General features: G+C 63.2%; 22 protein-coding genes and 1 other RNA gene. 19 read left to right on the top strand and 4 right to left on the bottom strand.

Translation table 11 applies throughout. The features are described from left to right. Positions 1–2: 2 nt before the first annotated feature. Positions 3–1,253 carry a DUF3419 family protein gene (locus AB4Z53_RS07180; protein WP_441595387.1) on the bottom strand — a complete coding sequence of 417 codons (1,251 nt, stop codon included), beginning with the start codon at positions 1,251–1,253 and terminating at the stop codon, positions 3–5. Between the two features lie 282 nt (positions 1,254–1,535). On the opposite strand from AB4Z53_RS07180, the gene AB4Z53_RS07175 reads away from it, so the two are divergent. Next, positions 1,536–2,987 (top strand): putative bifunctional diguanylate cyclase/phosphodiesterase, encoded by a 1,452-nt coding sequence (locus tag AB4Z53_RS07175; RefSeq protein WP_441595386.1) that lies wholly within the window; start codon positions 1,536–1,538, stop codon positions 2,985–2,987. A 224-nt stretch (positions 2,988–3,211) separates the two neighbouring features. Continuing rightward, entirely contained in the window at positions 3,212–4,573 is a 1,362-nt protein-coding gene (locus AB4Z53_RS07170) for a serine hydrolase domain-containing protein (RefSeq protein WP_441595385.1), read from the top strand. Between the two features lie 39 nt (positions 4,574–4,612). Here the strand turns inward: AB4Z53_RS07170 and AB4Z53_RS07165 are convergent, their stop codons facing one another. The 3 genes from AB4Z53_RS07165 to AB4Z53_RS07155 form a co-directional block, all read right to left on the bottom strand. Further along, a complete protein-coding gene (locus AB4Z53_RS07165; protein ID WP_291151194.1) occupies positions 4,613–5,650 on the bottom strand; it encodes a lytic transglycosylase domain-containing protein in 1,038 nt (345 codons plus the stop codon). 116 nt (positions 5,651–5,766) lie between these two features. After that, positions 5,767–6,402 (bottom strand): LysE family translocator, encoded by a 636-nt coding sequence (locus AB4Z53_RS07160; RefSeq protein ID WP_441595384.1) that lies wholly within the window; start codon positions 6,400–6,402, stop codon positions 5,767–5,769. Positions 6,403–6,628: 226 nt separating this feature from the next. Beyond that, positions 6,629–7,846, bottom strand: coding sequence for a pyrophosphate--fructose-6-phosphate 1-phosphotransferase (locus tag AB4Z53_RS07155; protein WP_113540737.1), 1,218 nt, complete (start codon positions 7,844–7,846; stop codon positions 6,629–6,631). A gap of 419 nt (positions 7,847–8,265) precedes the next feature. On the opposite strand from AB4Z53_RS07155, the gene AB4Z53_RS07150 reads away from it, so the two are divergent. The 17 genes from AB4Z53_RS07150 (at position 8,266) to murC (ending at position 26,695) form a co-directional block, all read left to right on the top strand. Next, positions 8,266–8,973 carry a TerB family tellurite resistance protein gene (locus AB4Z53_RS07150; RefSeq protein WP_441595383.1) on the top strand — a complete coding sequence of 236 codons (708 nt, stop codon included), beginning with the start codon at positions 8,266–8,268 and terminating at the stop codon, positions 8,971–8,973. Continuing rightward, entirely contained in the window at positions 8,970–9,734 is a 765-nt protein-coding gene (locus AB4Z53_RS07145) for an N-acetylmuramoyl-L-alanine amidase (RefSeq protein ID WP_113540735.1), read from the top strand. The genes AB4Z53_RS07150 and AB4Z53_RS07145 overlap by 4 nt, the downstream gene beginning before the upstream one ends. 224 nt (positions 9,735–9,958) lie before the next feature. After that, on the top strand, positions 9,959–10,486 hold the full coding sequence (locus AB4Z53_RS07140; RefSeq protein ID WP_441595382.1) for a lytic transglycosylase domain-containing protein: 528 nt from the start codon (positions 9,959–9,961) through the stop codon (positions 10,484–10,486). Positions 10,487–10,739: 253 nt separating this feature from the next. Next, positions 10,740–11,930: an NAD(P)/FAD-dependent oxidoreductase gene (locus tag AB4Z53_RS07135; protein ID WP_291151205.1), complete on the top strand. Its 1,191-nt coding sequence runs from the start codon at positions 10,740–10,742 to the stop codon at positions 11,928–11,930. A 107-nt stretch (positions 11,931–12,037) separates the two neighbouring features. Next, an RNA gene (gene rnpB, locus AB4Z53_RS07130) (RNase P RNA component class A) lies at positions 12,038–12,437 on the top strand. Between the two features lie 76 nt (positions 12,438–12,513). After that, positions 12,514–13,080, top strand: a complete 567-nt coding sequence (locus AB4Z53_RS07125; RefSeq protein ID WP_162768947.1) for a hypothetical protein — start codon at positions 12,514–12,516, stop codon at positions 13,078–13,080. 501 nt (positions 13,081–13,581) lie between these two features. Continuing rightward, on the top strand, positions 13,582–14,022 hold the full coding sequence (gene mraZ / locus AB4Z53_RS07120; RefSeq protein WP_441595381.1) for a division/cell wall cluster transcriptional repressor MraZ: 441 nt from the start codon (positions 13,582–13,584) through the stop codon (positions 14,020–14,022). A gap of 14 nt (positions 14,023–14,036) precedes the next feature. Next, positions 14,037–15,062: a 16S rRNA (cytosine(1402)-N(4))-methyltransferase RsmH gene (rsmH, locus tag AB4Z53_RS07115; RefSeq protein ID WP_291151211.1), complete on the top strand. Its 1,026-nt coding sequence runs from the start codon at positions 14,037–14,039 to the stop codon at positions 15,060–15,062. Between the two features lie 6 nt (positions 15,063–15,068). Beyond that, a complete protein-coding gene (ftsL, locus tag AB4Z53_RS07110) occupies positions 15,069–15,455 on the top strand; it encodes a cell division protein FtsL (RefSeq protein ID WP_113540729.1) in 387 nt (128 codons plus the stop codon). Then, positions 15,455–17,203, top strand: a complete 1,749-nt coding sequence (locus AB4Z53_RS07105) for a peptidoglycan D,D-transpeptidase FtsI family protein (protein WP_113540728.1) — start codon at positions 15,455–15,457, stop codon at positions 17,201–17,203. Before ftsL ends, AB4Z53_RS07105 begins: the two co-directional genes overlap by 1 nt. A 66-nt stretch (positions 17,204–17,269) precedes the next feature. Further along, a complete protein-coding gene (locus AB4Z53_RS07100; RefSeq protein ID WP_441595380.1) occupies positions 17,270–18,733 on the top strand; it encodes a UDP-N-acetylmuramoyl-L-alanyl-D-glutamate--2,6-diaminopimelate ligase in 1,464 nt (487 codons plus the stop codon). 1 nt (position 18,734) lies between these two features. After that, positions 18,735–20,174 carry a UDP-N-acetylmuramoylalanyl-D-glutamyl-2,6-diaminopimelate--D-alanyl-D-alanine ligase gene (locus AB4Z53_RS07095; RefSeq protein ID WP_291151219.1) on the top strand — a complete coding sequence of 480 codons (1,440 nt, stop codon included), beginning with the start codon at positions 18,735–18,737 and terminating at the stop codon, positions 20,172–20,174. 235 nt (positions 20,175–20,409) lie between these two features. After that, on the top strand, positions 20,410–21,510 hold the full coding sequence (gene mraY / locus AB4Z53_RS07090; RefSeq protein ID WP_113540725.1) for a phospho-N-acetylmuramoyl-pentapeptide-transferase: 1,101 nt from the start codon (positions 20,410–20,412) through the stop codon (positions 21,508–21,510). Positions 21,511–21,517: 7 nt separating this feature from the next. Next, positions 21,518–22,909 (top strand): UDP-N-acetylmuramoyl-L-alanine--D-glutamate ligase, encoded by a 1,392-nt coding sequence (gene murD, locus AB4Z53_RS07085; protein ID WP_441595379.1) that lies wholly within the window; start codon positions 21,518–21,520, stop codon positions 22,907–22,909. 97 nt (positions 22,910–23,006) lie between these two features. Beyond that, on the top strand, positions 23,007–24,161 hold the full coding sequence (gene ftsW / locus AB4Z53_RS07080; RefSeq protein ID WP_113540723.1) for a putative lipid II flippase FtsW: 1,155 nt from the start codon (positions 23,007–23,009) through the stop codon (positions 24,159–24,161). Positions 24,162–24,164: 3 nt separating this feature from the next. Further along, positions 24,165–25,289 (top strand): undecaprenyldiphospho-muramoylpentapeptide beta-N-acetylglucosaminyltransferase, encoded by a 1,125-nt coding sequence (gene murG, locus AB4Z53_RS07075; protein ID WP_441595378.1) that lies wholly within the window; start codon positions 24,165–24,167, stop codon positions 25,287–25,289. After that, entirely contained in the window at positions 25,286–26,695 is a 1,410-nt protein-coding gene (gene murC, locus AB4Z53_RS07070; protein WP_441595377.1) for a UDP-N-acetylmuramate--L-alanine ligase, read from the top strand. Before murG ends, murC begins: the two co-directional genes overlap by 4 nt. Position 26,696 lies beyond the last annotated feature (1 nt).

Raw genomic sequence — 26,696 nt, 5'->3', positions numbered from 1 at the left:
GCTCAAGCCTTCTTCCGGTAAATGTGGAAACCGCCATAGATGGCGGAACGGTCTTTCGCGCCGAGCTTGAGCGATGTTTCGGCATCGTAGTGCCACTGATCGAGCAGCGCCGAGGAGACGCGACCGGGGAGGATGCTGTCTTCTGCGGCGGTGCGGAAGATGACGACCGCACCGGCATCGGCCGTACGGGTGATCTCGGTCCAAAGATCGTTCAGCTGTTGGTCGTTCATCCAGTCCTGGGCATCGAGCAGGATGTAGCGGTCGACCGATGCGGCAGGCTTGTTGGCGAGAAGCTCGGTGTAGCTTGCGTGATGGACCTCGACGCGCTCGGCATTGTTGCGGATCGCTTCATAGGCAGCGGCATCGAGGTAGGGCGGAAGATCGCCTTCATGCGGCAGCGGGTAGCGGCGCCCGAAGGCCTGCCAGGCGAAATAGTTCTCCCGCAGCGGGAAGTGACAGGTCAGTTTTTCGAGGCGGTGGCGCAACACGGCGGCGAGCGACTTCTCGCTGCTGAGGCTTGCCAGTTCGTCGAATTGTTGCGGCGGGATGCCGAGACCGAAAAGCGAACTCTTGCGGCCGGTGATCCAGCGTATGGCGGGACGATCAAACAGCGGCGCAAGACGCTCGTCGAAGAACTGCCGCTGCTCGCGCATGGAACCGGCCTGGACGAACTCGGCCGGGTCGACGCCGTGCAGGCGGGCGAGCAGGTGGCTTGCGGCAATGAAGCGGCCGAGCAGGCCGGTGCGATAGATGTTGCGGCCGAAGACCCCGATGCGGCGGCGGCCGGTCAGGTCACGGCCGTTCCAGTAGCTGCGTGTCGCCGTGTCGAGCTTCGGCGAAATGAAGAGGTCGAAGGCCTGGACGTTTGTGGCGGTGCCCTGGGTCGCCAGGAAGCGCGTCACGTCCTTGTGGCTTGGCAGATGACGGAAGGCTGCGAGCTTCAGGCGGTTCAGCGCGATATGGTGCGGGTTGAGGTCGACGACGTCTATTCTGCGCGGGCCGACAGACAGGTAGGTCAGCATGTTGCAGCCGCCGGAGCCGATGGTGACGATCCGGTGTTCAGGACCGAGCTGCATCGCTTCCATGTCGACGATCGGGTCTTCCCAGATTTGCGGGTAGACGAGACCCGAGAAGAGCAGGCCGAAGAGACGTTCCGAAAGGCCGGCAAGGGAGAAGGTCTTGTGCTGGAGCAGCGCTTTTTTCAGCTTCGGATTTTTTCTGCCAAAGCCAACGTCGGGGGCTAGTTCGGTCATCTCTGCCGGTCATCCAGTTGAAACTTAGCCGCTTCTAAATTGACTCGGCTACACTTTGATGACGGGGTTTCCACAGCCAGAGGGCGCGCGCCCGAACCAGTGCACTACAATTTTTCACCCATAAGAATTCATTAAACCCTAGCGTGCTAGCACCGCCTCATATTCGGGGGCGTCGACATGATGTTAAGAACGTTTCTGCCGAAGCCCGAGCAGCGATTTGCAGCTGTCGGCGCGGCATTGGGGGCTCTGGTTTCTGCGGCGTTGCTGGCGACGGAAACAGTCTTGCTTGAACAACCGACAGCCCATTTGGACGTCTCCGCCATGCTGGCAGCGGGCGCCATGCCGTTTCTCCTCGGCGGTTCGTTCTATCGCTGGCGCTACTCGCGCCGGTTGGAGCACGAGTTGCATGCGGCGCGTCGCGCAGAGCGGCGCCTGCGCCACGAAGTCCACCGCGACAAGCTCACCGGGCTTGCCAACCGTGCGGCGCTGGAGGCGGATATTCGCCAGGCACTCTGCACGGAAGGGCCTGCCTTCGAGCGCAATGCCCTTCTCCTTCTCGATCTCGACCGGTTCAAGGCGATCAACGATACCATGGGGCACGACGCCGGCGACCGGTTGCTCGCGCTCTTCGGCGCCCGCCTGCGGCGCGCCTTTTCCGGAGAGGCGACGGTCTACCGGCTGGGGGGCGACGAGTTCGTGCTTACGGCCGGCGGTGCCTCGTCGCAGGCCGAAGCCGAAATGCTCGCAGCGCGGGTAAAGGCGCTGTTCGAAGCGCCGTTCGATCTCGGCGAAGCGCAGGTCGCTTCCGGCTGCAGCATCGGCATCGCCTTCGTCGAGCGCACCGATACGGCAACGGGTGAGGTGCTGAAGCGCGCGGACCTGGCGCTCTATGAGGCGAAGGCTGTGAGCGGCAACAGCCATGCCTTCCATTCGGAGATACTGACCCATGCGGCACAGCAGCGGGCCGAGGCCGAGCGCGATGTGGCGCGGGGGCTGGAGAACAGCGAATTCTTCCTCGAATTCCTGCCGATCGCCGGTGCGGCAAGCGGAGCCATCCGCGCTTTCGAGGCGTTGCTGCGCTGGCAGCATCCGCTTCGCGGGGTGATCGGCGAGCAAGCCTTTATCGAACCATCAGAGCAGAGCCCCGGCACGCGCTCGCTCGGCTACTGGACACTTAAGGCTGCCTGCACCGAGGCCGAGCGCTGGCCTTCGCCGACAGGGTTGACCGTCGCGCCCTTTGCGCCGCAACTCAAGGAGCGGGACTTCGTCGAGCAGGTCCGGCAATGCCTGGGCGAAACGGGCCTGCCTGCGGGACGCCTGACCATCGAGGTCACCGGAGACTTTTCGACCGAGGATCTCGCGCTGATCGCGGACAATCTGAAGGGATTGCGGGCGTTGGGTGTCCGGATTGCGCTTGGCGGCGGTGCCGGCTCATCCTTGCCCTTGAATTTGATCGCGGAACTGCAGCCTCACCAGGTGACGATCGATCTCACCGCCATCCGGGCGACCCACGGCAGCGAGCGCAGCGTCGCGCTGCTTTCCTGCCTCATCAAGACCGGGCAGGTGTTGCGGCTGGCGATTGCCGTGCGCGGCATCGAAAAGGAAAGCGAGGTGGATTGCGCGCAGGCCAGCGGCGCCGTCGAAGTCCGTGGTCCTTGGATATCACCGGCGCTCACGGATGTAACGGCCCTGCTCAAAGCAGGCGCAGCTACGGATTTGCGACGTTCGGCCTAGACGGCGCAAACCGGCGTGCACTTGGGGTTCCGATCTCCCCGGAAATTGGAAACTTGCCGTTTCTAGGCTTTTCCTGTGGGCGAAATGCTGGTTCTCTCTGCAACTCGGCGGCGACCGTGCGTCCCAGCGGACAGGCTTTGCCGCCGTAGCACTTTGAATTGCTGCATGTTTCTGTCCGTGGTCGGCTCGGCTTCCAGGAAACATGAGGCGGCCGGAGGGAACGCATGAGACGCATCAGACGCATATTGAGGATTTCCGGTGCGACGTTGGTACTGGGCATTGTCGCTCTCTTCGGCTGGCTTGCGATCGCGCCGCCGGAACTGCTCAAGGTCGGCGATGGCTACGCCGCCAAGATCGTCTGTTCCAACGTCTTCATCGCGAAACGCGACGCCCAGTCGGTGCTGGCCGACGACGTCCAGGCGCCGGGACACCCGCTGCTGAAGCTGGTGAGGGTTGCTGTCGATCCGGAAAGACAGGTGGTGACGGCGCGGATCCTCGGCTTTGCTGCGGCGGGCTACGCGGCCTATCGACCGGGAATGGGATGTGCGAGCCTGCCGGATGGCGATGGCGCGGGCTTGCCGCCGGTCAACACGGCGGCGACTGCAATCACGCCTGCGTCGGAAGCGGCCTGGCCGGAAGGCGAGGGCGCCGAGATCGATCCCGCCTTGCAGAAGCTGATCGAGGATACCGATCTTGCCGGTCCGGGCGCGCGGGCCATTGCCGTCATTCGCGATGGCCGCCTGGTTGCCGAAACCTACGGTCGAGGCTTTGATAGCTCGACACCCTTGCTCGGCTGGTCGATGACGAAATCGGTCACGGCGGCGCTGATCGGCATGCGCGTCGCGGAAGGTCGAATGGATGTGGCACGCGCCGGGCTCCTGCCGGAGTGGGCAAGCGACGAACGTGCAAAAATCACGCTCGCCGACCTCATGGGAATGCAGAGCGGCCTGGAATTCAACGAGAACTACGGCAACGTCACCGACGTGACCCGCATGCTCTATCTCGAGAAGGACATGGCGGGCTATGCGGCCACCAAACCGCTGACGTCCAATCCGGGTGCGACGTTCAGCTATTCCAGCGGTTCGACCACCTTGCTGTCGCGCATCTGGATGCGGACATTCGACGATCCGGCGGCCGCAATTGCCTTTCCGCGTGATGGGCTGTTCGCCCCCTTGGGCATGAAGAGCGCGGTGCTTGAAACAGATGCGAGCGGCACTTTCGTCGGCTCGTCCTATATGTACGCCACGGCGCAGGACTGGGCGCGCTTCGCGCAGTTCCTGCTGCAGGACGGCGTGTGGAAGGGGAGGGCGATGCTGCCGAAGGACTACGTCGCCTTCATGCGAACGCCAACCAAGGCGTCGGGTGGAAAATACGGCCAGGGCCAGGTGTGGCTGGAGGAAAACGGTGTCCGCGCCGGATCCGGCAGCTTCCCGGCGGATAGCTTCTGGATGCTCGGCCATGACGGGCAGGCGATCATGCTGGTGCCGTCGCTGAAGCTCGTGGTGGTCCGGCTGGGGCTCACGCCCTCGCGTCTCGGCTATGACGTGCAGAAACTCAACGCCAAAATAATAGAGGCGCTCGATTGAGCGCCTCGCAAAACAAGCTGAGCTGTCGGCTGAACAGGCTCACTTCATGCCGAGGTCGTCGAGAAGACCCTTGCGCTTGGCATGGTAGTAGTAGCCGCTGGCATAGAGCTTGACCGCGCTGTCGTGCTGATTGTCGGCCACCATCCAGGCGCCGTGCAGATACTTGGTCGCGTATTTGAGGTTGGTTTCCGCGTCGAACAGACCCTCCGCCGGACCGTCATAGCCGAGGCCCTTGGCGGTGTTGTAGCGGATCTGCATCAGGCCGTAGTTGCCCTTGCTGTAGGCGCGCGGGTTGTAATTGCTTTCGCGCTTGACGACGCGGTGCACGAGCTCGACCGGAATGCCGTTGAGGTCGGCATAGTACTTGATCATCTTGTCGAGTTCGGGACGCGAACTGGTCGGCGTCTTGGAGAACTTCATCGAATCCGGAATGACGCTGGCAACGGCGGCCACAGTCGAGCCGATGACGCCGGTCTTCGGGCGCTCGGTCGGCACGATCATGCGATTTGCGACCAGGTTTTCGAGGCCGACGGGTTCGCCGGTGTCGAAGTCCGATTCCATTGCAGCGGCGACGGCGAGGGTCGAAATCGGAAGGTCCTGGACCCGGCCCGTCTTGGCCGCAACGTCCGCAGAAGTCGGCGCCGGTACTTGCGAGGCGTCGGCGGAAACCTGGGTAACGGCCGCGGTTGCCGTTTCGGCACTGGCGATGGCAGGCGTGGTCGGGGAAACCATGGCAAGCGCCATGGTGCTGCCCGGCTTCGACGCCGGAACCGCAACCATCGCAGGGGCGGCTTCGGCGCCCTGGGCGAGATCGGTCGCGACCGGATAGGTGGTGGCGACGCCGGCTGTCTGGGCTGCGAGGGCGGCGCTTGCCACGGTGGCTGCACCGTCAGGCGTGGGCAGCGCGTAAGCCGTCATTTCAGTGCCGGGCTTTGCGAGCGGGGTGACCGTCTGCACGGCCGTCAGTTCTTCGAGCGACGTGTGCTCTACCGTTGAGCATCCCGAGACGATGGTCGCGGACAAGATCGCTGCCACGCCAAACGTCTGTTTGGAAAGGGAAATACGGTACTTCGCCATTCTGTCACTTTCGTGCTTCTGGGCCCCGTAGCCCCTGCAAATCAGCGGTTGCCAGCCGCCAAGCGTGAATCTCCATTAACCTATGAGGCATCCGGCGGCAAGCGCAGGCGGCAATTTCACGCCGTGGCGCGCTTCATCGTCGCCGTCAGGAGCCCGGCTCCGATGAGCATGGAACCGCCCGCGCGGTTGACGATCCGTCGGACATTAGGCTTGGAAATCGTGCTGCGGGCAGCCGTCGCAAGGGCCGCATAGAGGCTGGCATTGAGGATCGCGAGCGTCAGGAATGTGAGCTCGAAAATCGCCATCTGGGTGAAGAGCGGCTGGCTGAGATCGAGGAACTGCGGCAGGAAGGCGACGAAGAAGACGATGCTTTTCGGGTTCAGTGCAGTCACCGCATAGGTGTGAAAGAAGATGCGCAGCGGACGTTCGCCGGAAGTCGATTCGACCTCAGCGTCGCCGCCGGCGGCCACCGGTGCGCGCCAGAGCTTGATGCCGAGCCAGATGAGATAGGCGGCACCCACCCATTTGAGTACCGTGAAGATCGCCGCGGAGGTCGCAAGCAGCGCGCCGAGGCCGAGCATGGAAGCGGTCATCGCGGTGAAATCACCAAGCGCAACACCGGCGACGGTAGCGCCTGCGGTCTTGCGGCCGTGTCCGAGCGCATAGGAAATGACGAGAAGAATGGTGGGGCCGGGAATGGCGAGCAGCACGGCAGAGGCTGCGGCAAAGGCAAACCAATGTTCAAAGGACATGAAAGGGCTCCGCGTTCCTGCATGTGTCCTTAAATCGCGATCGATTTGAGGACAAATCACGCAGCGGTTTAAAGTCCTACAGCGACCTTGGCGTGCCTTGACGCGGTGGCGCCGTAGAGATTCTCGGCAATGAATTGGCCGAGCCAGCCATGGAAACGCGGAGCCGTCAATCTCTAAATCAGGCGTTGTCGGCGGGCGGCATGCGCGCCCGCCGGGAAGCGGAAAATCAGTGCTTCTGGGCCTGCCACTTCTGGCCGATGACGTCCATGACTTCGCCGAACCACTTCGTCGAGGTGTCGAAGTGCTTGCCGCCCTTGATGCGCGGGAACTCGATCGTACGCAGCTTGCCGCCCTGGTCTTCGTCGTGACCGGTGACACCGGAGACCTTGTTGAGCGCGCTTTCGACGGCAAGATCGACCATGCCCTGGATCAGGCGCAGGTCGTCGCCGTTGGCAGGGGCCGAGCGGGCGTAGTAGCCGGACTTCTGCACCATCGAGCGCTCGGCGCCGAGAAGGGCTGCGAACTGCTTGGAGAACCAGTTGCCGACATTGATGGTGTCGATCTTCACGTGGCCGAAGGCATCGCGCTTGATGGTTTCGCCCGCCGCTTCCCGCTCGGCGACGATCGCATCGAGGCAGGCACCTTCGCTGACGAACAGCGTCACGAAGCCGGTGCGGTCCATGACTTGGCGCAGACGTTCGGCTTCGCCCTGCAGGTCGAACTTCATCTCCGGCAGGTAAAGACCGTCGATGTTCTTCATCTGGCGGTTCATCATGAAGCCGTCGACGAATTCCTTGTCGTCGGTCATCTGGATGTAGGAGCGGGCGGTGGCGGCCGTCAGCCAGCCGCTATGGCGACCCATGACCTCGTGCACGACGAGCGTGCGCGGGGCGGCGCTCTGCTCGTTGCTGACATTGTCGAAGAAGCGGGCGCCGTATTCGGCGGCCGTCCAGGCGCCAAGCGTCTGGCGGATCGGCACGACATCGTTGTCGACCGTCTTCGGCAGGCCGACAACGGTCAGGTTGTAGCCGTTGGCGCCGAGATAGGCGGCAAGGTCGGCCGCCGTCGTGTTGGTGTCGTCACCACCGATCGTGTGCAGGATCGAGATGCCGTCATTGGCAAGCCGCTCAGCAGCGATGCGCAACGGGTTCTCGCCGTCCTTGACGAGGCCGCGCTTGACGCAGTCGGCCGCGTTGGTGAGCTTGACGCGGCTGTTGCCGATCGGCGAACCGCCGTGGCGATGCAGGATATGCGCCTTCTCGCGCATGTCGCGGGTGATCTCGATGCGGTCAGCCAAGAGCAGGCCCTGGTAGCCGGAGCGGTAGGCGACCAGCTCATACTCGGGCGCGACGTCCGTATAGCGTTCGATCAGGCCCCCAACGGCGGATGACAGGCAGGGTGCGAGCCCGCCGGCCGTCAGCATTGCGACTTTTTTCTTGGCCATGTTTCCTCCTCGGGACTTTGGCATGCGATGGGTGGGGCCTCCATAACGCAAATCAGATGGAAATTAAATGACGGGCCTGTGGATGTTGTGTCGAGACGATGCCGTGAGGCGCCCTGGAGCGCCGGATTGGCGAGGCGAGGCAGCGGCGCGCGGATTGTCGCAGGGCGTAAGCCCGGCCTGCGCTATTGCGAACGGCGCGATTACCGGTTTTGCGGGCCCTGACGACATCTCACTTTTATTGGATGGCTGTTCCCGTGGGAACAGCTTTCCGTCGGTTGGCTGTCGCAAGTTCCAATCGATGGATTGACAATAGTGAGGGGCCATCACAAATTCGTCATCCTCGTGGTTCGGGCCGCCCACCGCTTGCAATTTGCCACCACATTGGTCCATGCTATAGAGTGAGAGACAGGGAACCTCGCATGTCATTTTGGGACAGCCTCCTCAGGATCGTTACCGCCACCGGCAATGCGCTTGCCGGTGTGGTCGAGGCCGTGCGCACCCTGTTTGAGGGTGATCCGGAAACGCGGCGCAAGGTGGCCTTCTCCGTCGCCATGATCGCGCTTTCGGCCAAGATGGCCAAGGCCGACGGCGTTGTGACCGAAGCCGAAGTCGCCGCTTTCCACGATATCTTCCAGTTTCCGCCGGACCAGGCCCAAAACGTCGCGCGTCTCTATAATCTGGCGCGCCAGGACGTCGCCGGCTACGAGGCCTATGCAGAGAAGATGGCGTCGCTGTGTTCGTCCTGCGAAAAGAACTGCCCGATCCTTGAGGATATCATCGACGGCCTGTTCCACATCGCCAAGTCGGACGGCGCGGTGCATGAGCGCGAGCTTGCCTTCCTGTTGCGGGTGGCCGACATCTTCGGCATGGACGAGGGGCACTTCAGCCGGATCATGGCCCGCCACGTGCACGGCGATGGTCGTGACCCCTATCAGGTGCTCGGCGTTTCGCGTAAGGATGATTTCGCCGATATCCGCAAGCGCTACCGTGTGCTCGTTTCGGAGAACCACCCGGATATGCTGGTTGCGCGCGGCGTACCGCAAGAATTCCACGCGATCGCCAATGATCGCATGGCGGCGCTGAACGCCGCCTATGAGGCGATCGAGAAAGAACGCCGAGCCGCATGACCTCGAAATACTGCGACTATCCGGGTGCACGCTTCATGCCGTCGCCCAATTTCGGTGACCGCGCCGACCTGCGCGCCCCGGATATGATCGTTCTTCACTATACCGGCATGTCGACGGGCGCTTCGGCGCTCGAATGGCTTTGTCGCGAAGAAAGCCAGGTCTCCAGCCATTACTTCGTCCACGAGGACGGCCGCGTCGATCAGCTCGTGCCGGAGGCGCGTCGCGCCTGGCATGCCGGCAAGAGCTACTGGAAAGGCGAGACCGATATCAACTCCTGCTCGATCGGAATCGAGATCGCCAACCCGGGTCACCCCGGCGGGTTGCCCGACTTTCCGGAAAAGCAGATAGCGGCAGTTGTAGAATTGTGTCGGGACTGCGGCGATCGCTGGTCGATTGCGCCCGAAAGAGTGCTCGCACACAGCGATATCGCCCCCATTCGCAAGGTCGATCCGGGAGAAAAATTTCCCTGGCACGTTCTTCACCGCGAAGGCGTCGGTCACTGGGTGGAGCCGGCCCCGATCGGCGGCGGGCGCTTTTTCCAGCGCGGTGACCAGGGGCAGCCGGTGGAGGCCATCCAGTCGATGCTGTCACTCTACGGTTATGGCATTGATGTGACAGGCGAATTCTGTGAAAAGACCGAAGGCGCCGTGGCCGCGTTCCAGCGGCACTTCAGACAACAAAGGGTCGATGGCATCGCTGACATCTCAACCCTTGATACGCTGCACCGCCTGCTGTCAGGCCTGCCGCAATTCACCGCCTGACGTGGAAGAATTTTTCGTCTAAACGGCACTTCTGCAGATATTCGTGGCATGTTTTTTTAGCTTTGCCACATGTTTACCATGATGCGGCATTCATTTCCCGCCCCATTGGAACTGCAGGAGCATCAGGGCGCAACGCTCACTTCCTGTGAATGAAACGATCGGGAAGTGAGGTTCGAAGCGGGGTGCGCTTCGGTCCATTCCCCAGACCGGAGAATTCAAACTACATGAGAATTTCGTCTGTTGCTGCGGTGGCGGCATGCCTTGGCATGTTCTTCGCCGGGATGGGTACGTCGTTTGCGGGGAGTGTCGACAAGACCATCAAGACCTCAGCCATCCAGTCCGTTACCCGGACAACGGGCTTTCCCAAGCCCGACGTCATGCAGAACGTGGCGTACACATCGCTGATCAAGTCCTACGCCAAGCAATACGGCGTTCCGGTCGATCTGGCGCATGCGATCGTCAAGGTCGAAAGCAACTTCAACCCGAAGGCACGCGGCAGCGCCGGAGAAATCGGCCTGATGCAGATCAAGCCAGCCACGGCGCGCATGCTGGGCTATTCCRGTTCTTCCAAGGGTCTCTACGATCCGGAAACCAACATCAAGTTCGGCATGAAGTATCTGGCCATGGCGCATGAACTGTCCGGCGGCACGACCTGCGGCACGGTTCTCAAGTACAATGCCGGCCATGGTGCCAAGCGCATGAACCCGGTTTCCAAGCGCTATTGCGGCAGGGTCCAGGACATCATCGATTGATCGATCGGATGAACTGATCGATCGCATGACAAGCGCCGGCGCGTTCTTTCGCTTGGCGCGTCATCTCGGATCAAGTGCGTTCCGAGAAGCATGCAATCAGCGAAGAGCTTCATCCGCCAGCCGTATCAGGTGATGGCGGATGCTCCAGCCGGACAGGTCTCGCGTTCCGGCGCATACGGAAAACCACCACAACCACCGTGCCATACCGGCGCCGGCATGCTATCTCCCCTTGAGCAGAGGGACGGGGACAGACATGTCGGAGAACTTTGATTTCATTGTCGTCGGCAAGGGCATGATGGGGGCTGCGGCCGCCCGCCACCTGGCGCTTTCGGGCGCCAAGGTCGCGCTGGTCGGCCCGGATGAGCCGATGGACTGGGCCAACCACGCCGGCGTCTTTTCCAGCCACTACGACAGTGCCCGCATCACCCGCACGATCGACGACGATCCGGTCTGGGCGCGGCTCGCCCGGCGGTCGATCGAGCGCTACGGCGAAATCGAAGGCGAGAGCGGCGTCACCTTCTACCACGAAGTCGGCTGCCTGATCGCCGGACCGGCGCCGGGCGCTCCCTACGATTATATCGAGCAAGTCGAGAAGGCACGCGACGCGCTCGGCGTCGAGGCGCCGCTCTACGATGGCGAGGCGCTGTCGCAGCGCTTTCCCTGGTTCCACTTCCCCCATGGCACGGCCGGCGTCCACGAAAGGCGCGGGGCCGGCTACATCAATCCGCGGGCGCTGGTCGCTGCACAGACCGTTTGCGCCGAGAAGGCGGGCGCACTGATCGTGCGCAGCGAAGTTGCGGCCGTATCGGAAGAGCGCGACCGAGTGATCGTCACGACGGTCGACGGTGAGCATCTCGCGGCAGGGCGGGTGATCGTTGCCGCCGGCGGGTTCTCTATCTCTACGGCGCTGCTGCGGCGGCCGATCGATCTCACCGTCAAGGCGCGAACCGTATTCTTTGCCGAGGTGGCGGACGGCGATCTCTCCGGTTTCGAGGGCATGCCCTCGCTGATCGGCGCAGCGCCCGAGCAGGAGAAAAGCTACTACCTGCTGCCGCCGGTCGGCTATGCGGACGGAAAGCACTATATCAAGATCGGCGGCGATCCGACCGACAGGATTCTCGATGGTGAAGCGGCGGTCCGACAATGGTTCCGTGGGTCAGGTGGCGCGACGGCGGCCGAGCACCTGCGCGGGCTGCTGGCGGAGGTGATGCCAAGTCTCCAACCCGTTTCCACTCACTTTTCTCCCTGCGTCACCTCGTTCACCCGACACGGGTTGCCCTATATCGGTTTTGCCGAGGGCAGCCGTGTCGCCGTTGTCACCGGCGGCAACGGCCAGGCGGCGAAGAGCTCCGACGAGATCGGCCGCCTGGGCGCGGTCCTCCTGCTCAATGGGCGGATCGACGAGCCCGAATACGATGCAGATTTCTCCGTCGCCTTTCGCTAGGTGGCGGCAACATCCGCCAGGCTTCAGCCGATCTGCCCTGTTGGTGGCTCGAAAAACCCTGCCGTTTTTTCTGGCGCCGGGCGGGGGCTTGCGTTAAGGAGCGCCTGCCAGTTGGCCGGGCAGCCGCTCTCCGCAAGTGCCGAAAGGCCGCGGGGGGAGGAAAGTCCGGGCTCCACGGAAGCACGGTGCCGGATAACGTCCGGCGAGGGTGACCTCAGGGAAAGTGCCACAGAAAGCAAACCGCTCCGCTTGCGGAGTAAGGGTGAAAGGGTGGGGTAAGAGCCCACCGCGGACATGGCGACATGGACGGCACGGCAAACCCCACCGGGAGCAAGACCGAATAGGGATGACGCGGACGCGCAAGCGCCCAGCCTGTTTCCGGGCCAGTCATCCGGGTGGGTTGCAAGAGGCTGCGTGCAAACGTAGTCCCAGATGAATGGCTGCCACGTTCCGTTGCCTTCGGGTGGCGGGGCCATACAGAACCCGGCTTACAGGCCAACTGGCGATTTCTCTTTATGGTGGAACCGCGTCTTTACTACTTGGTTGTACCAGTGGTGTCAGCGAGTGCTGACAGGGGGCGCAGGTGACAGTCGCAAAAGCTTTCGGAAAATGGTGCGGTGTCGGTCTGGCGCTGCTTGTGCTGGTGCCGGCAGCCGTTGCTCCCGTTTATGGCGAAAATCTGCCGGACCTTTCGCCGAAGAGCTACCCTGCCGCCAAGGTCTACAAGGGCAAAGTAAAACTTCCGGACTTCAACGGCCGTGACAAGGATTTCCGCCTCTTTCGAACGACGATCGCCAAGGAAATGCTGGAAGGGGTGAACTTTGCCGGCGAGTACCGGGTGAACCAAGTCGGTTGCGGTGCGCAGTGCACTTTCGTCGTTGTCTCGAGCAACCGAACCGGGGAGGTCTTTGATTTCCCTCGGGGCGGCGACGACAACCTTCTGATGACGCTTGGGTTCGGGCTTGATAGCAGGCTGATGATGGCGCAATGGGGCTCCTACGAGCCAGACCGATGCGTGCTTGAATACCTGGTGTTCGATGCTGGTCGTTGGAAAGAGCTCTACAGCCGCCAGGTCGGTACGTCCGAAGCGTGTCACAACTCGATCGACGAGAATGTTGCGCAGTCCGACCCCGGGCGGAAGGCGCCCTAAACTTGATCTGAGGCGCGTCGTCGCGGGCATCTCCGCGATGCGAAGTTGCGTTCGCGGCGGCGGGTGGCCGGCGCCTGCTGCGTCGGTTTTTTTGCCGGTTGGGTTCCGCGCGATTGCGCCCGGCGGTGGCAATGCGCATGTTCCTGCGCTTTTTCTCACATTCTGATTTTTCAACGATTTGAAGCCGTTCGACCGTCGCATTCCCGCACGGAGGGGGTCTCTTCGTAACCCTTCGTTAAACTTAACAACCTATCAATATTTGATCAGCCCGACGGCTGTTTACGATCCATTCCCATTGACGCCCATATGGTCCCATGATATCCCATAATGGCACTGCGCAGGGGCTGCTTCGCGGCCCAACATCGCAAGATTCCAGTGCCTTCCGGCTTCGGAGGGTGGTCGGACATTCCACTGTTCGGCGGGGCTGTCTTGCGTGCGGAGTGACGTGTTCTCGCGGGTCGATGATCGTGGCCCGTCAGTCTTGGGCGGCCGTTTCGCGTTATGAACCGCTTCTTGTCACATGCCACCAATCGGATCGATGCGAAGGGGCGGGTCTCCGTTCCCTCGGCGTTTCGCTCCGTGCTGTCGGATGGGGGTGTTCGGGAGCTATACTGTTTTCAGGATTTCGTCTTTCCGGCGGTCAGCGTCGGCAGGCCGGAGCTCCTGGATCGGTTCGAGAAGCAGATGGCGGCCGAGGATCCATTTTCTCCGGAAGCCAACGAGATGTCGCTGCTGGTTCACGGGGGCGGCGTCTTCGTGAAGCTCGATCCGGAAGGCCGGTTGATGATGACGGATTTCATCCGCGACTTCACCGGGATCTCGACCGACGTGATGTTCGTCGGGCGGGGCGATTATTTTCAGCTCTGGGAGCCGCAGGCCTTCATGAAGGCGCAGGCGGTGGCCCGGGAAGGGCGCAAGTCACGGGGGTTGCGTCCAGACTAGAATGGAGAGAGGGAATGGTGACGGAACAAGGCGGAGGTATTCCTGAAGCCGAAGGCGGACCGGTTCGTCACATTCCTGTCCTCTTGCCGGAGGTTCTTGCGGCCCTCGAGCCTGCGCCCGGCAAGGTCATCCTCGATGGCACCTTCGGTGCCGGTGGCTACAGTTCCGCAATCCTCAAAGCCGGTGCCGACGTGATCGCGCTCGACCGCGACCCGACGGCGATTGCTGCCGGCCAGGCGCAGGTCGCCGAGTGGGGCGGCCGGCTGAAGCTCATTCACGCACAATTCTCCGATCTTGCCGCCCATGCGCCCGAGGGCGGGCTTGATGGTGTCGTGCTCGATATCGGCGTTTCCTCCATGCAGATCGATGAGGCCGAGCGTGGCTTCTCCTTCCAGAAGAAGGGGCCGCTCGACATGCGCATGTCGGCTTCGGGCGTTTCGGCTGCGGATGTCGTCAACCGCGCCAAGGTCTCCGATCTCATCCGCATCTTCGGCTTCCTCGGCGAAGAGAAGCAGGCGGGCCGTATCGCCCGCGCCATCGAGAAGCGCCGGGCCGAGCAGCCCTTCGAGACAACCCGCGATCTCGCTGGCCTGATCGAGGTGGTGACGCCGCGCAAGGCCAAGGACAAGATCCATCCCGCGACCCGCGTCTTCCAGGCGCTTCGCATCTTCGTCAATGACGAGCTCGGCGAACTGGCAGAGGCGCTGTTTGCTGCCGAGCAGTCGCTGAAGCCCGGCGGCCGGCTTGTGGTGGTGACCTTCCATTCGCTCGAAGACCGGATCGTCAAGGCTTTCTTCCAGGATCGCTCCGGCAAGGCGAGTGGCTCGCGCCATCTGCCCATGGTTTCCGCGCGTGCCGCAACCTTCACGCCAGTTGGCAAGCCTATGGTGGCAGCCAGCGAGGAAGAAGCGTCCCTCAATCCGCGCGCCCGCTCCGCCAAGCTGCGCGCCGGGATCCGCACGCAAGCCGTGTCGCCGGGAAACGATCTGTCCATTTTCAATCTGCCGGAACTGGCAAGCCTTGCACGGCTGGGGGGCTGACAAGACATGCTTCGAACGCTCGACATAGTCCTGATCGTCGTCATGACGGCCGCCGCGACAGTGACCTATACGATCAAGCACCGCGCCGAAAACAAGCTTGAGGAAGTTCGCAAGCTCGATGTGGCGATCAAGCTTGAAGAAGACACGATCGATCTGCTGCGCGCCGACTGGGCGCTGCTGACGCAGCCGAATCGGCTGGAGCGTCTGGTCGGTGCTTTCGGGGCCGACCTGCAGCTTGCGCCGACCCCTTCAACGCAGCTCGCTCAGCCGCAGGAGCTGCCGATGCTGAAGGCGGATCTGCCGGTGTCCGAAGACGAAAAGGCTGCGAAGGACGGTGTCGCTGCCATCATCAACAAGACCGATAACATGGCAACTGGCTCGGTGGCGCGCTGATGTCGTTTCTCTCCCGCATCATGGTATTGAAGAGCAAGGCGCACTTCTCGGCAGGCGGCAACAACCGACCGTCCGAAAGCGGCCTCAACGTCACCTTTCAGGGGACGCGCAAGAAGACCACAAATCAGGCCAAGAACCGCGTCGCCATCGTGATCGCGAGCTTCGGCATCGTCTATGCCGTCATCGGCGGGCGCCTGGTGCAATACGGCATGGCGCAGCCCGAGACGGTTTCCAGCATCGGCCGCGCAGACAACCTGATGGCCTCGCGTCCCGACATTCTCGACCGCAACGGCGAAATCCTGGCGACCGACATCCGCACCGTTTCGCTCTATGCCGAACCGCACAAGATCGTCGATGCCGACGAGGCGGTCGAGCGGCTGGCGACGGTATTGCCTGACATCAATACCCGCGAAATCTACAACAAGCTGAAGTCGAAATCGCGCTTCCAGTGGCTGCGCCGCCAGCTCACCCCGAAGCAGCAGAGCGAGATTCTGGCGCTCGGTATTCCCGGCGTCGGCTTCCGTCCGGAAAAGCGCCGCTTCTATCCGGGCGGCCACACCGCCGCCCACATCCTCGGCCACGTCAACATCGACAACCGCGGCGTTGCCGGCATGGAGCGCTACATCGATAGCCAGGGTCTCGCCGACCTTGCCGCGATCGGCATGACCAGCGACGCCAAGCTCGAACCGGTGAAGCTCTCGATCGACGTGCGCGTGCAGAACATCGTGCGCGATGTCATCGACGCCGGCATGAAGAACTATCAGGCGCTCGCCGCCGGCGCCGTCGTGCTCGACGTGCATACCGGCGAAGTGCTGGCAATGGCGTCCGTTCCCGACTACGACCCGAACAAGCCGGCCGAGGGTGCGGAAGAGGGCTGGATGAACCGCATGTCGAACGGCACGTTCGAAATGGGCTCCACCTTCAAGACCTTCACCATCGCCATGGGCCTCGACTCCGGCAAAGTGACGCTGAACGACAGCTTCGACGCCTCGGCGCCGATCCGCATCGGCGGCTTCACCATCAAGGACTTCCACGGCAAGCGCCGCGTGCTGACCGTTCCGGAAATCTTCCAGTATTCGTCGAACATCGGCACCGCCAAGATCGCCGACCTCGTCGGCATTCCCGGCCACAAGGAATTCCTGACGCGCCTTGGCCTGCTTTCGAAGCTGCCGACCGAGCTGCCGGAAGTGAAATCCCCGAGCCAGCCGCGCGAATGGAAAAAGATCAACTCGGTCACCATCTCCTTCGGCCACGGCGTGTCGACGACGCCGCTGCAGACCGCGGTTGCGGGTGCTGCACTCGTCAATGGCGGCAAGCTGATCGAGCCGACCTTCCTGCCGCGCACCGAGGAGCAGGCCAACGCGGTCGCCACGCCGGTGGTCAAGAAGAGCACCAGCGACGACATGCGCTTCCTGCTTCGCTGGAACGGCATTGCCGGCTCGGGTAAACGGGCGCTGGTGCCGGGCTTCAACGTCGGCGGCAAGACCGGCACGGCCGACAAGGTGGTCAACGGCCGCTATGCCAGCGACCAGAACTTCAACGCGTTCCTCGCGGCCTTCCCGATCGACAACCCGAAATACATCGTGCTGACCTTCATCGACGCGCCGAAGACCGGCGAGGGCGGCGGGCGCACGGCAGGCTCGAACGCTGCTCCCATGGTTCGTGACATCATCAGCCGCTCCGCGCCGCTGCTCGGTGTCGAACCAAAGTTTGGAGAAGACGGTTCTGCCTTGCTTGTGTCTTATTAGACATGAAATGAGAAAGCGGACGATTCGCGATTCTCGCGGATCGAAATCGATGCGAGACGTGCGTTCATGAAGATCAAAGACCTGGCGGGAACGAATTTTCCGGAGCTTTCGGCGCAGCTGAATGGTGCTGCTGCCGATATCGACGTTGCCGGACTGACGGCCGACAGTCGGCAGGTTCAGCCAGGGGATCTCTTTGTTGCCGTTTCCGGCAGCAAGGCCAATGGCAGCGCCTATGTCGCCGACGCCTTGAAGCGCGGTGCGGTCGCCGTCGTCACCGAAGCGGACTCGGACGTGGATGCCCCGTCGGCGCCGGTCCTGAAGCTGTCGGAACCCCGCGCGTTCCTGGCGCGCGCCGCCGCTGCCTTCTACGGCCGCCAACCGGAGACCATGGTTGCCGTGACCGGCACCGCCGGCAAGACTTCGGTCGCCTCCTTCACCCGCCAGATCTGGGCGCATTCGGGCTTCGCAGCGGCGATGATCGGCACGACAGGCGTCATCGCTCCCGGTCGCAACGATTACGGCTCGCTGACGACGCCCGATCCGGTGTCGCTGCATAAGCTCTTGGCCGAGCTTGCCGATGCCGGCGTCACCCATGCGGCGATGGAGGCCTCCAGCCACGGCCTCGACCAGAGCCGGCTTGACGGCGTGCGCCTTTCGGCTGCCGCCTTCACCAATCTCGGCCGCGACCACATGGACTACCACCCGACGGTCGAGCACTACATGGCCTCCAAGATGCGGTTGTTCGATGCGCTCCTGCCGAAGGGCGCGCCGGCGGTGATCTTCGCCGACGACCAGTGGTCGGAGCAGGCGATCGCAGCTGCCCGCAAGGCAAAGCTCGACGTGCGCACGGTCGGCCGCAAGGGCGATTTCATCTCGCTGAAGCGGGTCGAGCACTTCCGCCACAAGCAATCGGCCGAAGTGCATGTCGGCGACGACATCTTCGAAATCCACATTCCGCTCGCCGGCGATTTCCAGGTGGCGAATGCACTGGTCGCGGCGGGCCTTGCCATGTCCACCGGCATCAGCGCCAAGGCTGCCTTTTCCGCGCTTGAAAAGCTGCAGGGCGCTTCCGGGCGCCTCGAACTGGTAGGCCAGACCAGGGACGGAGCGCTCGCCTATGTCGATTACGCCCACAAGCCGGATGCGCTCGAAAACGTGCTCGCCTCGGTGCGCCCGTTCACGACGGGCCGCGTCGTCGTGGTGTTCGGCTGCGGCGGAGACCGCGACAAGGGCAAGCGCCCGATCATGGGCGAGATCGCCACGCGGCTTGCCGACGTGACGATCGTGACCGACGACAATCCGCGCTCGGAAATCCCCGAGGTGATCCGCGCCGAAATCATGACTGCCGCCAAGGGCGCGATCGAGATCGGCGACCGCGCCACGGCGATCCGCACGGCGGTCGGCATGTTGAAGACCGGCGACACGCTGATCGTTGCCGGCAAGGGACACGAGGAGGGGCAGACGATCGGCTCCGTCACGCTGCCCTTCTCGGATCATGCGGAGGTCCGCAAGGCATTGGGAGGCTTGTGATTTGAACTGGCTCTGGACAAGCAGCGATCTCCTGGCCGCGATGAACGGCCGRCCGGTTGGCAATCTGCCCGAGGGCATCTCGGGGATCTCGATCGACAGCCGTTCGATCGGCAAGGGCGAAGCTTTCTTCGCGATCAGGGGCGACCGTGTGGACGGTCACGATTACGCGGGCATCGCGCTGGCCAATGGCGCGGCGGTGCTGGTCGTCAGCGAAGGCAAGCTGCCGGCGCTCGGACGGCTGAATGCGCCGATGATCGTCGTCGACGACGTGCTCGAAGCGATGATCCGTCTCGGGTGTGCGGCGCGTGACCGCAGTGCGGCCAAGATCATCGCCGTCACCGGCTCGGTCGGTAAGACGACCACCAAGGAAATGCTGCGGCATGTGCTGCAGCCCCAGGGGCGCGTGCATGCTTCCGTCGCCTCCTTCAACAATCACTGGGGCGTGCCGCTGACGCTTGCGCGCATGCCTGAGGCAACCGATTTTGGCATCTTCGAAATCGGCATGAACCATCCGGGCGAGATCCGGCCGCTGACCGCCATGGTGCGGCCGCATGTGGCCATGGTGACGAGCATCGCCGCCGCGCACCTCGGCAATTTCGAGAGCCTCGATCAGATCGCCGAAGCCAAGGCCGAAATCTTCGAAGGTGTCGCCAATGGCGGCCACGCACTGATCATTCACGACAGCCCGCAATACAAGCTGCTGGAAAATGCAGCGGCCGCGGCCGGTGTCAGCCACATCCATTCCTTCGGCGCCAATCCGAAGGCGGAATTCCGGCTGGTCGAATTCAGTGGCGGCGCGGAGGGCTCGATCCTCTGGGCCGGCATCGGCGGGCGGACGCTGGAAGTCGCGATCGGCGCGCCCGGACGGCACATCGCGGAGAACGCCGTGGCGGTCCTGGCAGCCGTGAAGCTTGCCGGCGGCGATCTCGACCGTGCGGCTTCGGCGCTTGCAACCATGCAGGCCGAAACGGGCAGGGGCCGACGCCATACGCTCACGATCGGCACCGGCACGCTGAAGCTGATCGATGAAAGCTACAATGCCAATCCGAGCTCGATGCGGGCGGCGATCGCGCTCCTGCGTGACAGCGAGCCGCCGGTCGGCGGCCGTCGCATCGCCGTGCTCGGCGACATGCTGGAAATGGGCGAACACGCCGTCGATGTGCACGCGGCACTCGCACGTCCGCTGGTCGAAGCCGGCATCACCGATGTCTGGCTTGCCGGACCCTTGATGGCACATCTTCGCGATGCCTTGCCTCCCGAGGTCTCGGTCATCTACCGCGAGAGCGTCGAGGAGCTGAAGGCCTATGCGCTGGCCGCGGTCGCGGCCGGCGATGTCGTCATGATCAAGTCATCGAAGGGGACCGGTTGCGCCAAGATCGTGCAGGCGTTGATCGAGACCTATCCGGCAGCGGATGTCGAGGGACCTGAAGCCGAGGGATAAGCCGGCGACACTGCCCATGACGGGCGCGGTGGATACAGCCTGGCGTTAGGTGGGCGCGCCCTAACACTTTCGCATGCAAGCGCGTATCGTTTTTCAGATGATTCTGTTGGACGGGTTTCTGATTTTACGGCGCCGCGGGTCCTTGTAAGACGCGCAAAGGTCGCCGTGGCACTTTAAACTGCTGCATATTTTTTCCTTAGGAATTATGCAGGAAACCTTTGGGGAAAGGTCCCTTATGCTCATTTGGCTCGTGGAACTGGCGGACCACTTTCAGTTTTTCAATCTTTTTCGCTACATCACATTCCGCACCGGTGCGGCGCTTTTCACCTCGGCCATGATCGTCTTCCTGTTCGGCCCCGCGATGATCGCCTCGCTGCGTATCCGCCAGGGCAAAGGCCAGCCGATCCGCGCCGACGGGCCGCAGACGCATTTCAAGAAGGCCGGTACGCCGACCATGGGCGGCCTGATGATCCTGGCCGGCATCGTCGTCTCGTCGCTGCTCTGGGCCGATCTTTCGAGCGTCTACGTGGTCTCGACCCTGCTCGTCACGCTGGGCTTTGGCGCCATCGGCTTCTATGACGATTACCTCAAGGTTACCAAGCAGTCCGAAAAGGGCTTTTCCGGCAAGGCGCGCCTCGGCATCGAATTCGTGATCGCAGCGATCGCCGTGTTCTTCATGATGCAGGCCTCGCTTTCGAGCGGCACATCCGGCTCGACCTTCGGTTCTTCCGTTACCTTCCCGTTCTTCAAGGACCTGATCCTCAACCTCGGCTATTTCTTCGTGCTGTTCGGCGGCTTCGTCATCGTCGGTGCCGGCAATGCCGTGAACCTGACGGACGGCCTCGACGGCCTTGCGATCGTGCCGGTCATGATCGCCGCCGCCGCCTTCGGCCTGATTGCCTACCTTGCCGGTAACGCCGTCTTCGCCAACTATCTGCAGATCCATTTCGTGCCCGGCACCGGCGAACTGGCCGTGATCCTTGGCGCCGTCATCGGCGCCGGCCTCGGCTTCCTCTGGTTCAACGCGCCGCCAGCCGCAATCTTCATGGGCGACACCGGGTCGCTCGCGCTCGGTGGCCTGATCGGCACCGTTGCCGTTGCCGTCAAGCACGAGATCGTCATGGTCATCATCGGCGGCCTCTTCGTCATGGAGACACTGTCGGTCATCATCCAGGTCTTCTGGTTCAAGCGCACCGGCCGCCGCGTCTTCCTGATGGCGCCGATCCACCACCACTTCGAAAAGAAGGGCTGGACCGAAAGCCAGGTCGTGATCCGCTTCTGGATCATTGCCGTCATCCTCGCGATGGTCGGCCTCTCCACCCTCAAGCTGCGGTGAGCGGACGATGATCCCGGTCAGCAGCTTCAAGGGCAGGAAGGTCGCTCTCTTCGGTCTTGGCGGTTCGGGTCTGGCGACGGCACAGGCGCTGGTCGCCGGCGGCGCGGACGTTACCGCCTGGGACGACAATCCCGATAGCGTCGCCAAGGCTGCGGCCGCTGGCGTGCCGACGGCGGACCTGCACACGGTGGAATGGGCAGCCTTTGCTGCCTTCGTGCTATCGCCCGGTGTGCCGCTTACCCATCCGAAGCCGCACTGGACCGTGGATCTTGCCCACGCGGCGGGCGTCGAGATCATCGGCGACGTCGAACTCTTCGTGCGCGAACGTCGCGCCCATGCGCCCGATTGCCCTTTCATCGCCATCACCGGCACCAACGGCAAATCGACGACGACGGCGCTGATCGCCCATATCCTGCGCGAAAGCGGACGCGACACCCAGCTTGGCGGCAATATCGGCACGGCAGTGCTGACGCTCGATCCTCCGAAGGCGGGCCGCTTCTATGTGGTCGAGTGCTCGTCCTACCAGATCGATCTGGCGCCGACGCTGAACCCGACGGCCGGCATTCTCTTGAACCTCACGCCCGACCACCTCGATCGTCACGGCACGATGCAGCATTACGCCGACATCAAGGAACGGTTGGTTGCCGGCAGCGGCACGGCCATTGTCGGCGTCGACGACAGCTTCTCGGCGCTGATCGCCGATCGCGTCGAGCGTGCCGGCACCAGGGTCGTGCGGATCTCGCGCCGCCACGTGCTCGCCAACGGTCTCTATGCGGAAGGTTCGCGCATTCTGAAGGCGGAAGGCGGCACGTCGGGCCTGTTCGTCGATCTCGACGGCATCCAGACGCTGCGTGGTGGTCACAATGCCCAGAATGCGGCTGCTGCCATTGCCGCCTGCCTTTCGGTCGGCGTCAACGAGGCTGAGATCCGCGCGGGCCTCAAGAGCTTCCCGGGCCTCAAGCACCGCATGCAGCCGGTTGGGCGCAAGGGTGCTGTCGTCTTTGTCAACGACAGCAAGGCGACCAATGCCGACGCGGCCGCGCCGGCGCTTTCGAGCTACGAGCGCATCTACTGGATTGCCGGTGGTCTGCCGAAGGAGGGGGGCATCACGACGCTTGCGCCCTTCTTCCCGAAGATCGTCAAGGCCTATCTGATCGGCGAGGCGGCACCCGCCTTCGCTGCGACCCTCGGCGAGGCCGTTCCCTACGAGATTTCAGGTACGCTGGAACAGGCGGTGGCGCATGCGGCGGCGGAGGCCGGCAGGGACGAAGGCGGTCCTTCGGCCGTGATGCTATCCCCGGCTTGCGCAAGCTTCGACCAGTATAAGAACTTCGAAGTGCGCGGTGATGCCTTCGTCGGCCATGTGCGCGCGATCGATGGCGTGACGATGCTGATTTAGTCCGTCAGGCCGGTGCTGAAGGCACCGGTCGAAACGGAAGCGGGTGCAGGTATTCGGACGTGGGGCGCAAGAGGCGCCGGAGAAGGGGACTGACAAGATGGTAAGCCGAGCCGAACGTGGCCCCGTGGCCGACTGGTTCTGGACGATCGACAGGTTCTTTCTGGCGACCTTCATCCTGTTGATGGGGGTCGGCTTCATGCTGTCCTTTGCGGCAAGCCCGGCGGTTGCTGAGCGCATCGGCCTCGACAGCTTCCACTTCGTCAAGCGCCACGCGCTCTTCCTCCTGCCGTCACTGGTGGTGATGGTCGGTATTTCGTTCCTCTCACCGCGCCAGGTCCGGCGTGCAGCGATCCTGCTTCTTGCCGGTTCGCTCGGCATGATGGTGCTGGTGCTCTTCATCGGCGAGGAGGTGAAAGGGTCGATGCGCTGGCTTTCAATCGCCGGCATCTCGATCCAGCCGTCCGAATTCATGAAGCCCGCCTTCGTCGTCGTCTGCGCCTGGCTCTTTTCCGAGCATGCGCGCCAGCCGGAAATCCCGGGCAATCTCTTTGCCATCCTGCTTTTCGGCATCGTCGCCGCTCTTCTCGTCGCCCAGCCGGACCTTGGCCAGACGATCCTGACCACTGCCGTCTGGGGCGGCATGTTCTTCATGGCGGGCATGCCCTGGCTCTGGATCATCCTGCTCGGTGGTGCAGCCCTCGGTGGCTTCTTCGTCGCCTATACGATGCTGCCGCACGTGGCCGCGCGTATCGACAAGTTCCTGACCGGGGAGGGCGATACCTTCCAGATGGACACGGCGCGCGAAGCGATCATCCGTGGCGACTGGTTCGGCCGGGGTCCGGGTGAAGGCATCGTCAAGCGCATCATCCCGGACAGCCATACCGACTTCGTCTTTTCCGTTGCGGCCGAAGAATTTGGCATCGTCTTTTGCATGGTCATCGTGCTGATCTTCGCCTTCCTGGTGATGCGCGGCCTCAACCACGCCTTCCGCGAACGCAACGACTTCAACCGGTTCGCCGTTGCCGGCCTGGTTCTCCAGATCGGCATCCAGTCGATGATCAACATCGGCGTGAACCTCGAACTGCTTCCGGCCAAGGGCATGACCCTGCCGCTGATCTCCTATGGTGGCTCGTCGATGGTGGCGATCTGCGTCACCGCCGGTTTCATCCTGGCGCTGACCCGTCACCGTCCGGAGAAGCGCGCCGTGGAGCGCAGCCTCTTTCGGTCCGGCATTGGCGTGCCGGCGGAGTAAAATATGACCAAAGGCATCATCCTGCTCGCCGCCGGCGGCACCGGCGGCCACCTGTTTCCGGCGGAGGCGCTGGCCCACGAACTGAAGGCCAACGGCTATTCGGTGCATCTCGTCACCGACAGCCGCGCCGAGCGCTATGCCGGCAAGTTCCCGGCCGATGAAGTGCATGTCGTGCCCTCGGCGACGATCGGCTCGAAGAATCCGGTCAACGTGGTGAAGTCGCTTTGGACGCTGTGGATCGGCATGCGTGCCGCCCGCAAGCTGATCGCCCGGCTGAAGCCCAAGGCCGTTGTCGGCTTCGGTGGCTATCCGACCGTGCCGCCGTTGCTTGCCGCCACCGGCATGGGCGTGCCGTCGCTGATCCACGAGCAGAACGCGGTCATGGGCCGGGCCAACAAGGCACTCGCCTCCCGCGTCAAGGCGATTGCCGGCGGTTTCCTGCCGGAGGGCACGGGCGCCTTTGCCGCCAAGACCGTGACGACGGGCAATCCGGTCCGTCCGGCGGTGCTCGCCGCCGCCAATTCGCCCTATGCTGCGGCCAACGGCGACGTGCCGTTCCACCTCGTCGTCTTCGGCGGCAGTCAGGGCGCGCAGTATTTCTCCAAGGCGGTCCCGCAGGCGATCTGCCGGCTCGAAGACGACGTTCGCCAGCGCATCACGGTGACGCAGCAGGCGCGGCCGGAAGACAAGGACGGCGTGATTGCGACCTATCAGCAGCTCGGCGTTCCGGCTGAGGTCTCGCCTTTCTTCACCGACATGGCCGAGCGTATCGCCGGCGCGCAACTCGTCATTTGCCGCTCCGGTGCCTCGACGGTTTCGGAACTTTCGGTCATCGGCCGTCCGGCGATCCTGGTGCCCTATCCCTATGCGCTCGACCACGACCAGGCGGCCAATGCCGCAGCGCTTGCCGCCAAGGGCGGCGCGCGGGTGATCGCGCAGAGCGAGCTGACGGCAGACCGTCTCGCCGGCATCCTCAAGGACGCGATCGGCAATCCACAATCGCTCGCCCAGATGGCCGCAAACGCCCGGGAAACCGGCAAGCCGGACGCAGCAAGCTTGCTTGCATCCCTCGTAGAGGCTATTGCCAGCGGTTTGACAGTCGAGAAATTCAGGGAAACACGCTCATGAAAATGCCGAAAACCATCGGGCTGGTCCATTTCATCGGTATCGGCGGCATCGGCATGAGCGGCATCGCCGAGGTGCTTCACAATCTCGGCCATCGCGTGCAGGGCTCCGACCAGGCCGACAGCGCCAATGTGCAGCGCCTGCGCGCCAAGGGCATCGAGGTCTTCGTCGGCCACAAGGCCGAAAACCTCGGCGAGGCCGAAGTGATCGTCGTTTCGACCGCGATCAAGAAGGACAATCCGGAATTGATCGCCGCGCGGGAGAAGTTCCTGCCTGTCGTGCGTCGGGCCGAGATGCTCGCCGAGCTCATGCGCTTCCGCAATGCGATCGCGATCGGCGGCACGCACGGCAAGACGACGACGACCTCCATGGTTGCGGCACTGCTCGAGGCCGGCAACCTCGATCCGACCGTCATCAACGGCGGCATCATCAATGCCTATGGCACCAATGCCCGCATGGGCGAGGGCGAGTGGATGGTGGTGGAGGCCGACGAATCCGACGGCACCTTCCTGAAGCTGCCGGCTGATGTGGCCATCGTCACCAATATCGACCCCGAACACCTCGATCACTACGGCAATTTCGACGCGGTGCGTGCGGCCTTCCGCCAGTTCGTCGAGAACGTGCCGTTCTACGGCTTCGGCGTGCTCTGCCTCGACCATCCGGAAGTGCAGACCATGGTCGGCAAGATCGAGGACCGCAAGGTCGTCACCTACGGTGAAAACCCGCAGGCCGACGTGCGCTTCCACAACATCCGCATGGAGAACGGCACCTCGATCTTCGACATCGAGATCCGTCGTCGCCGCACCGGCCAGGTGATCGCGATGAAGGATCTGCGCCTGCCGATGCCCGGCCGCCACAACGTCTCCAATGCGACCGCTGCGATTGCGGTCGCCCAGCGCCTCGGCATCAGCCCGGAAGCGATCGCCAAGGGGCTTGCCTCCTTCAGCGGCGTCAAGCGTCGCTTCACGCTTACCGGCGAGTGGAAGGGCGTGCGCGTCTATGACGACTACGGCCACCATCCGGTGGAGATCAAGGCGGTACTGAAGGCCGCGCGCGAGGCCTGCCAGGGCCGAATCATCGCCGTGCACCAGCCGCACCGCTACTCGCGCCTTTCGAGCCTGTTCCAGGAATTCTCCGCCTGCTTCAACGACGCCGACACGATTTTGATCGCGCCCGTCTATGCCGCCGGCGAAGAACCGATCCCTGGTGCTACCGCCGAGGAGCTGGTGGACCGGATCAAGGCCGGCGGCCATCGCGACGCTCGCTACGTCTCCGGTCCGGAGGCAATTGCGCCGGTTGTCAGCAAGATTGCACAGCCCGGCGATTTTGTGGTTCTCTTGGGGGCTGGCAGCATCACCTATTGGGCGGCTGCCCTGCCAAAGGAACTCGCGGATATTTCAGGAAATTGAG

Origin of the sequence: Ensifer sp. 2TAB8 (assembly GCF_052115125.1) — a bacterium.
Taxonomy (GTDB): Bacteria; Pseudomonadota; Alphaproteobacteria; order Rhizobiales; family Rhizobiaceae; genus Ensifer.
The sequence above is the reverse complement of the archived record's forward strand: the minus strand, read 5'-3'. Positions and strand labels throughout refer to the sequence as shown.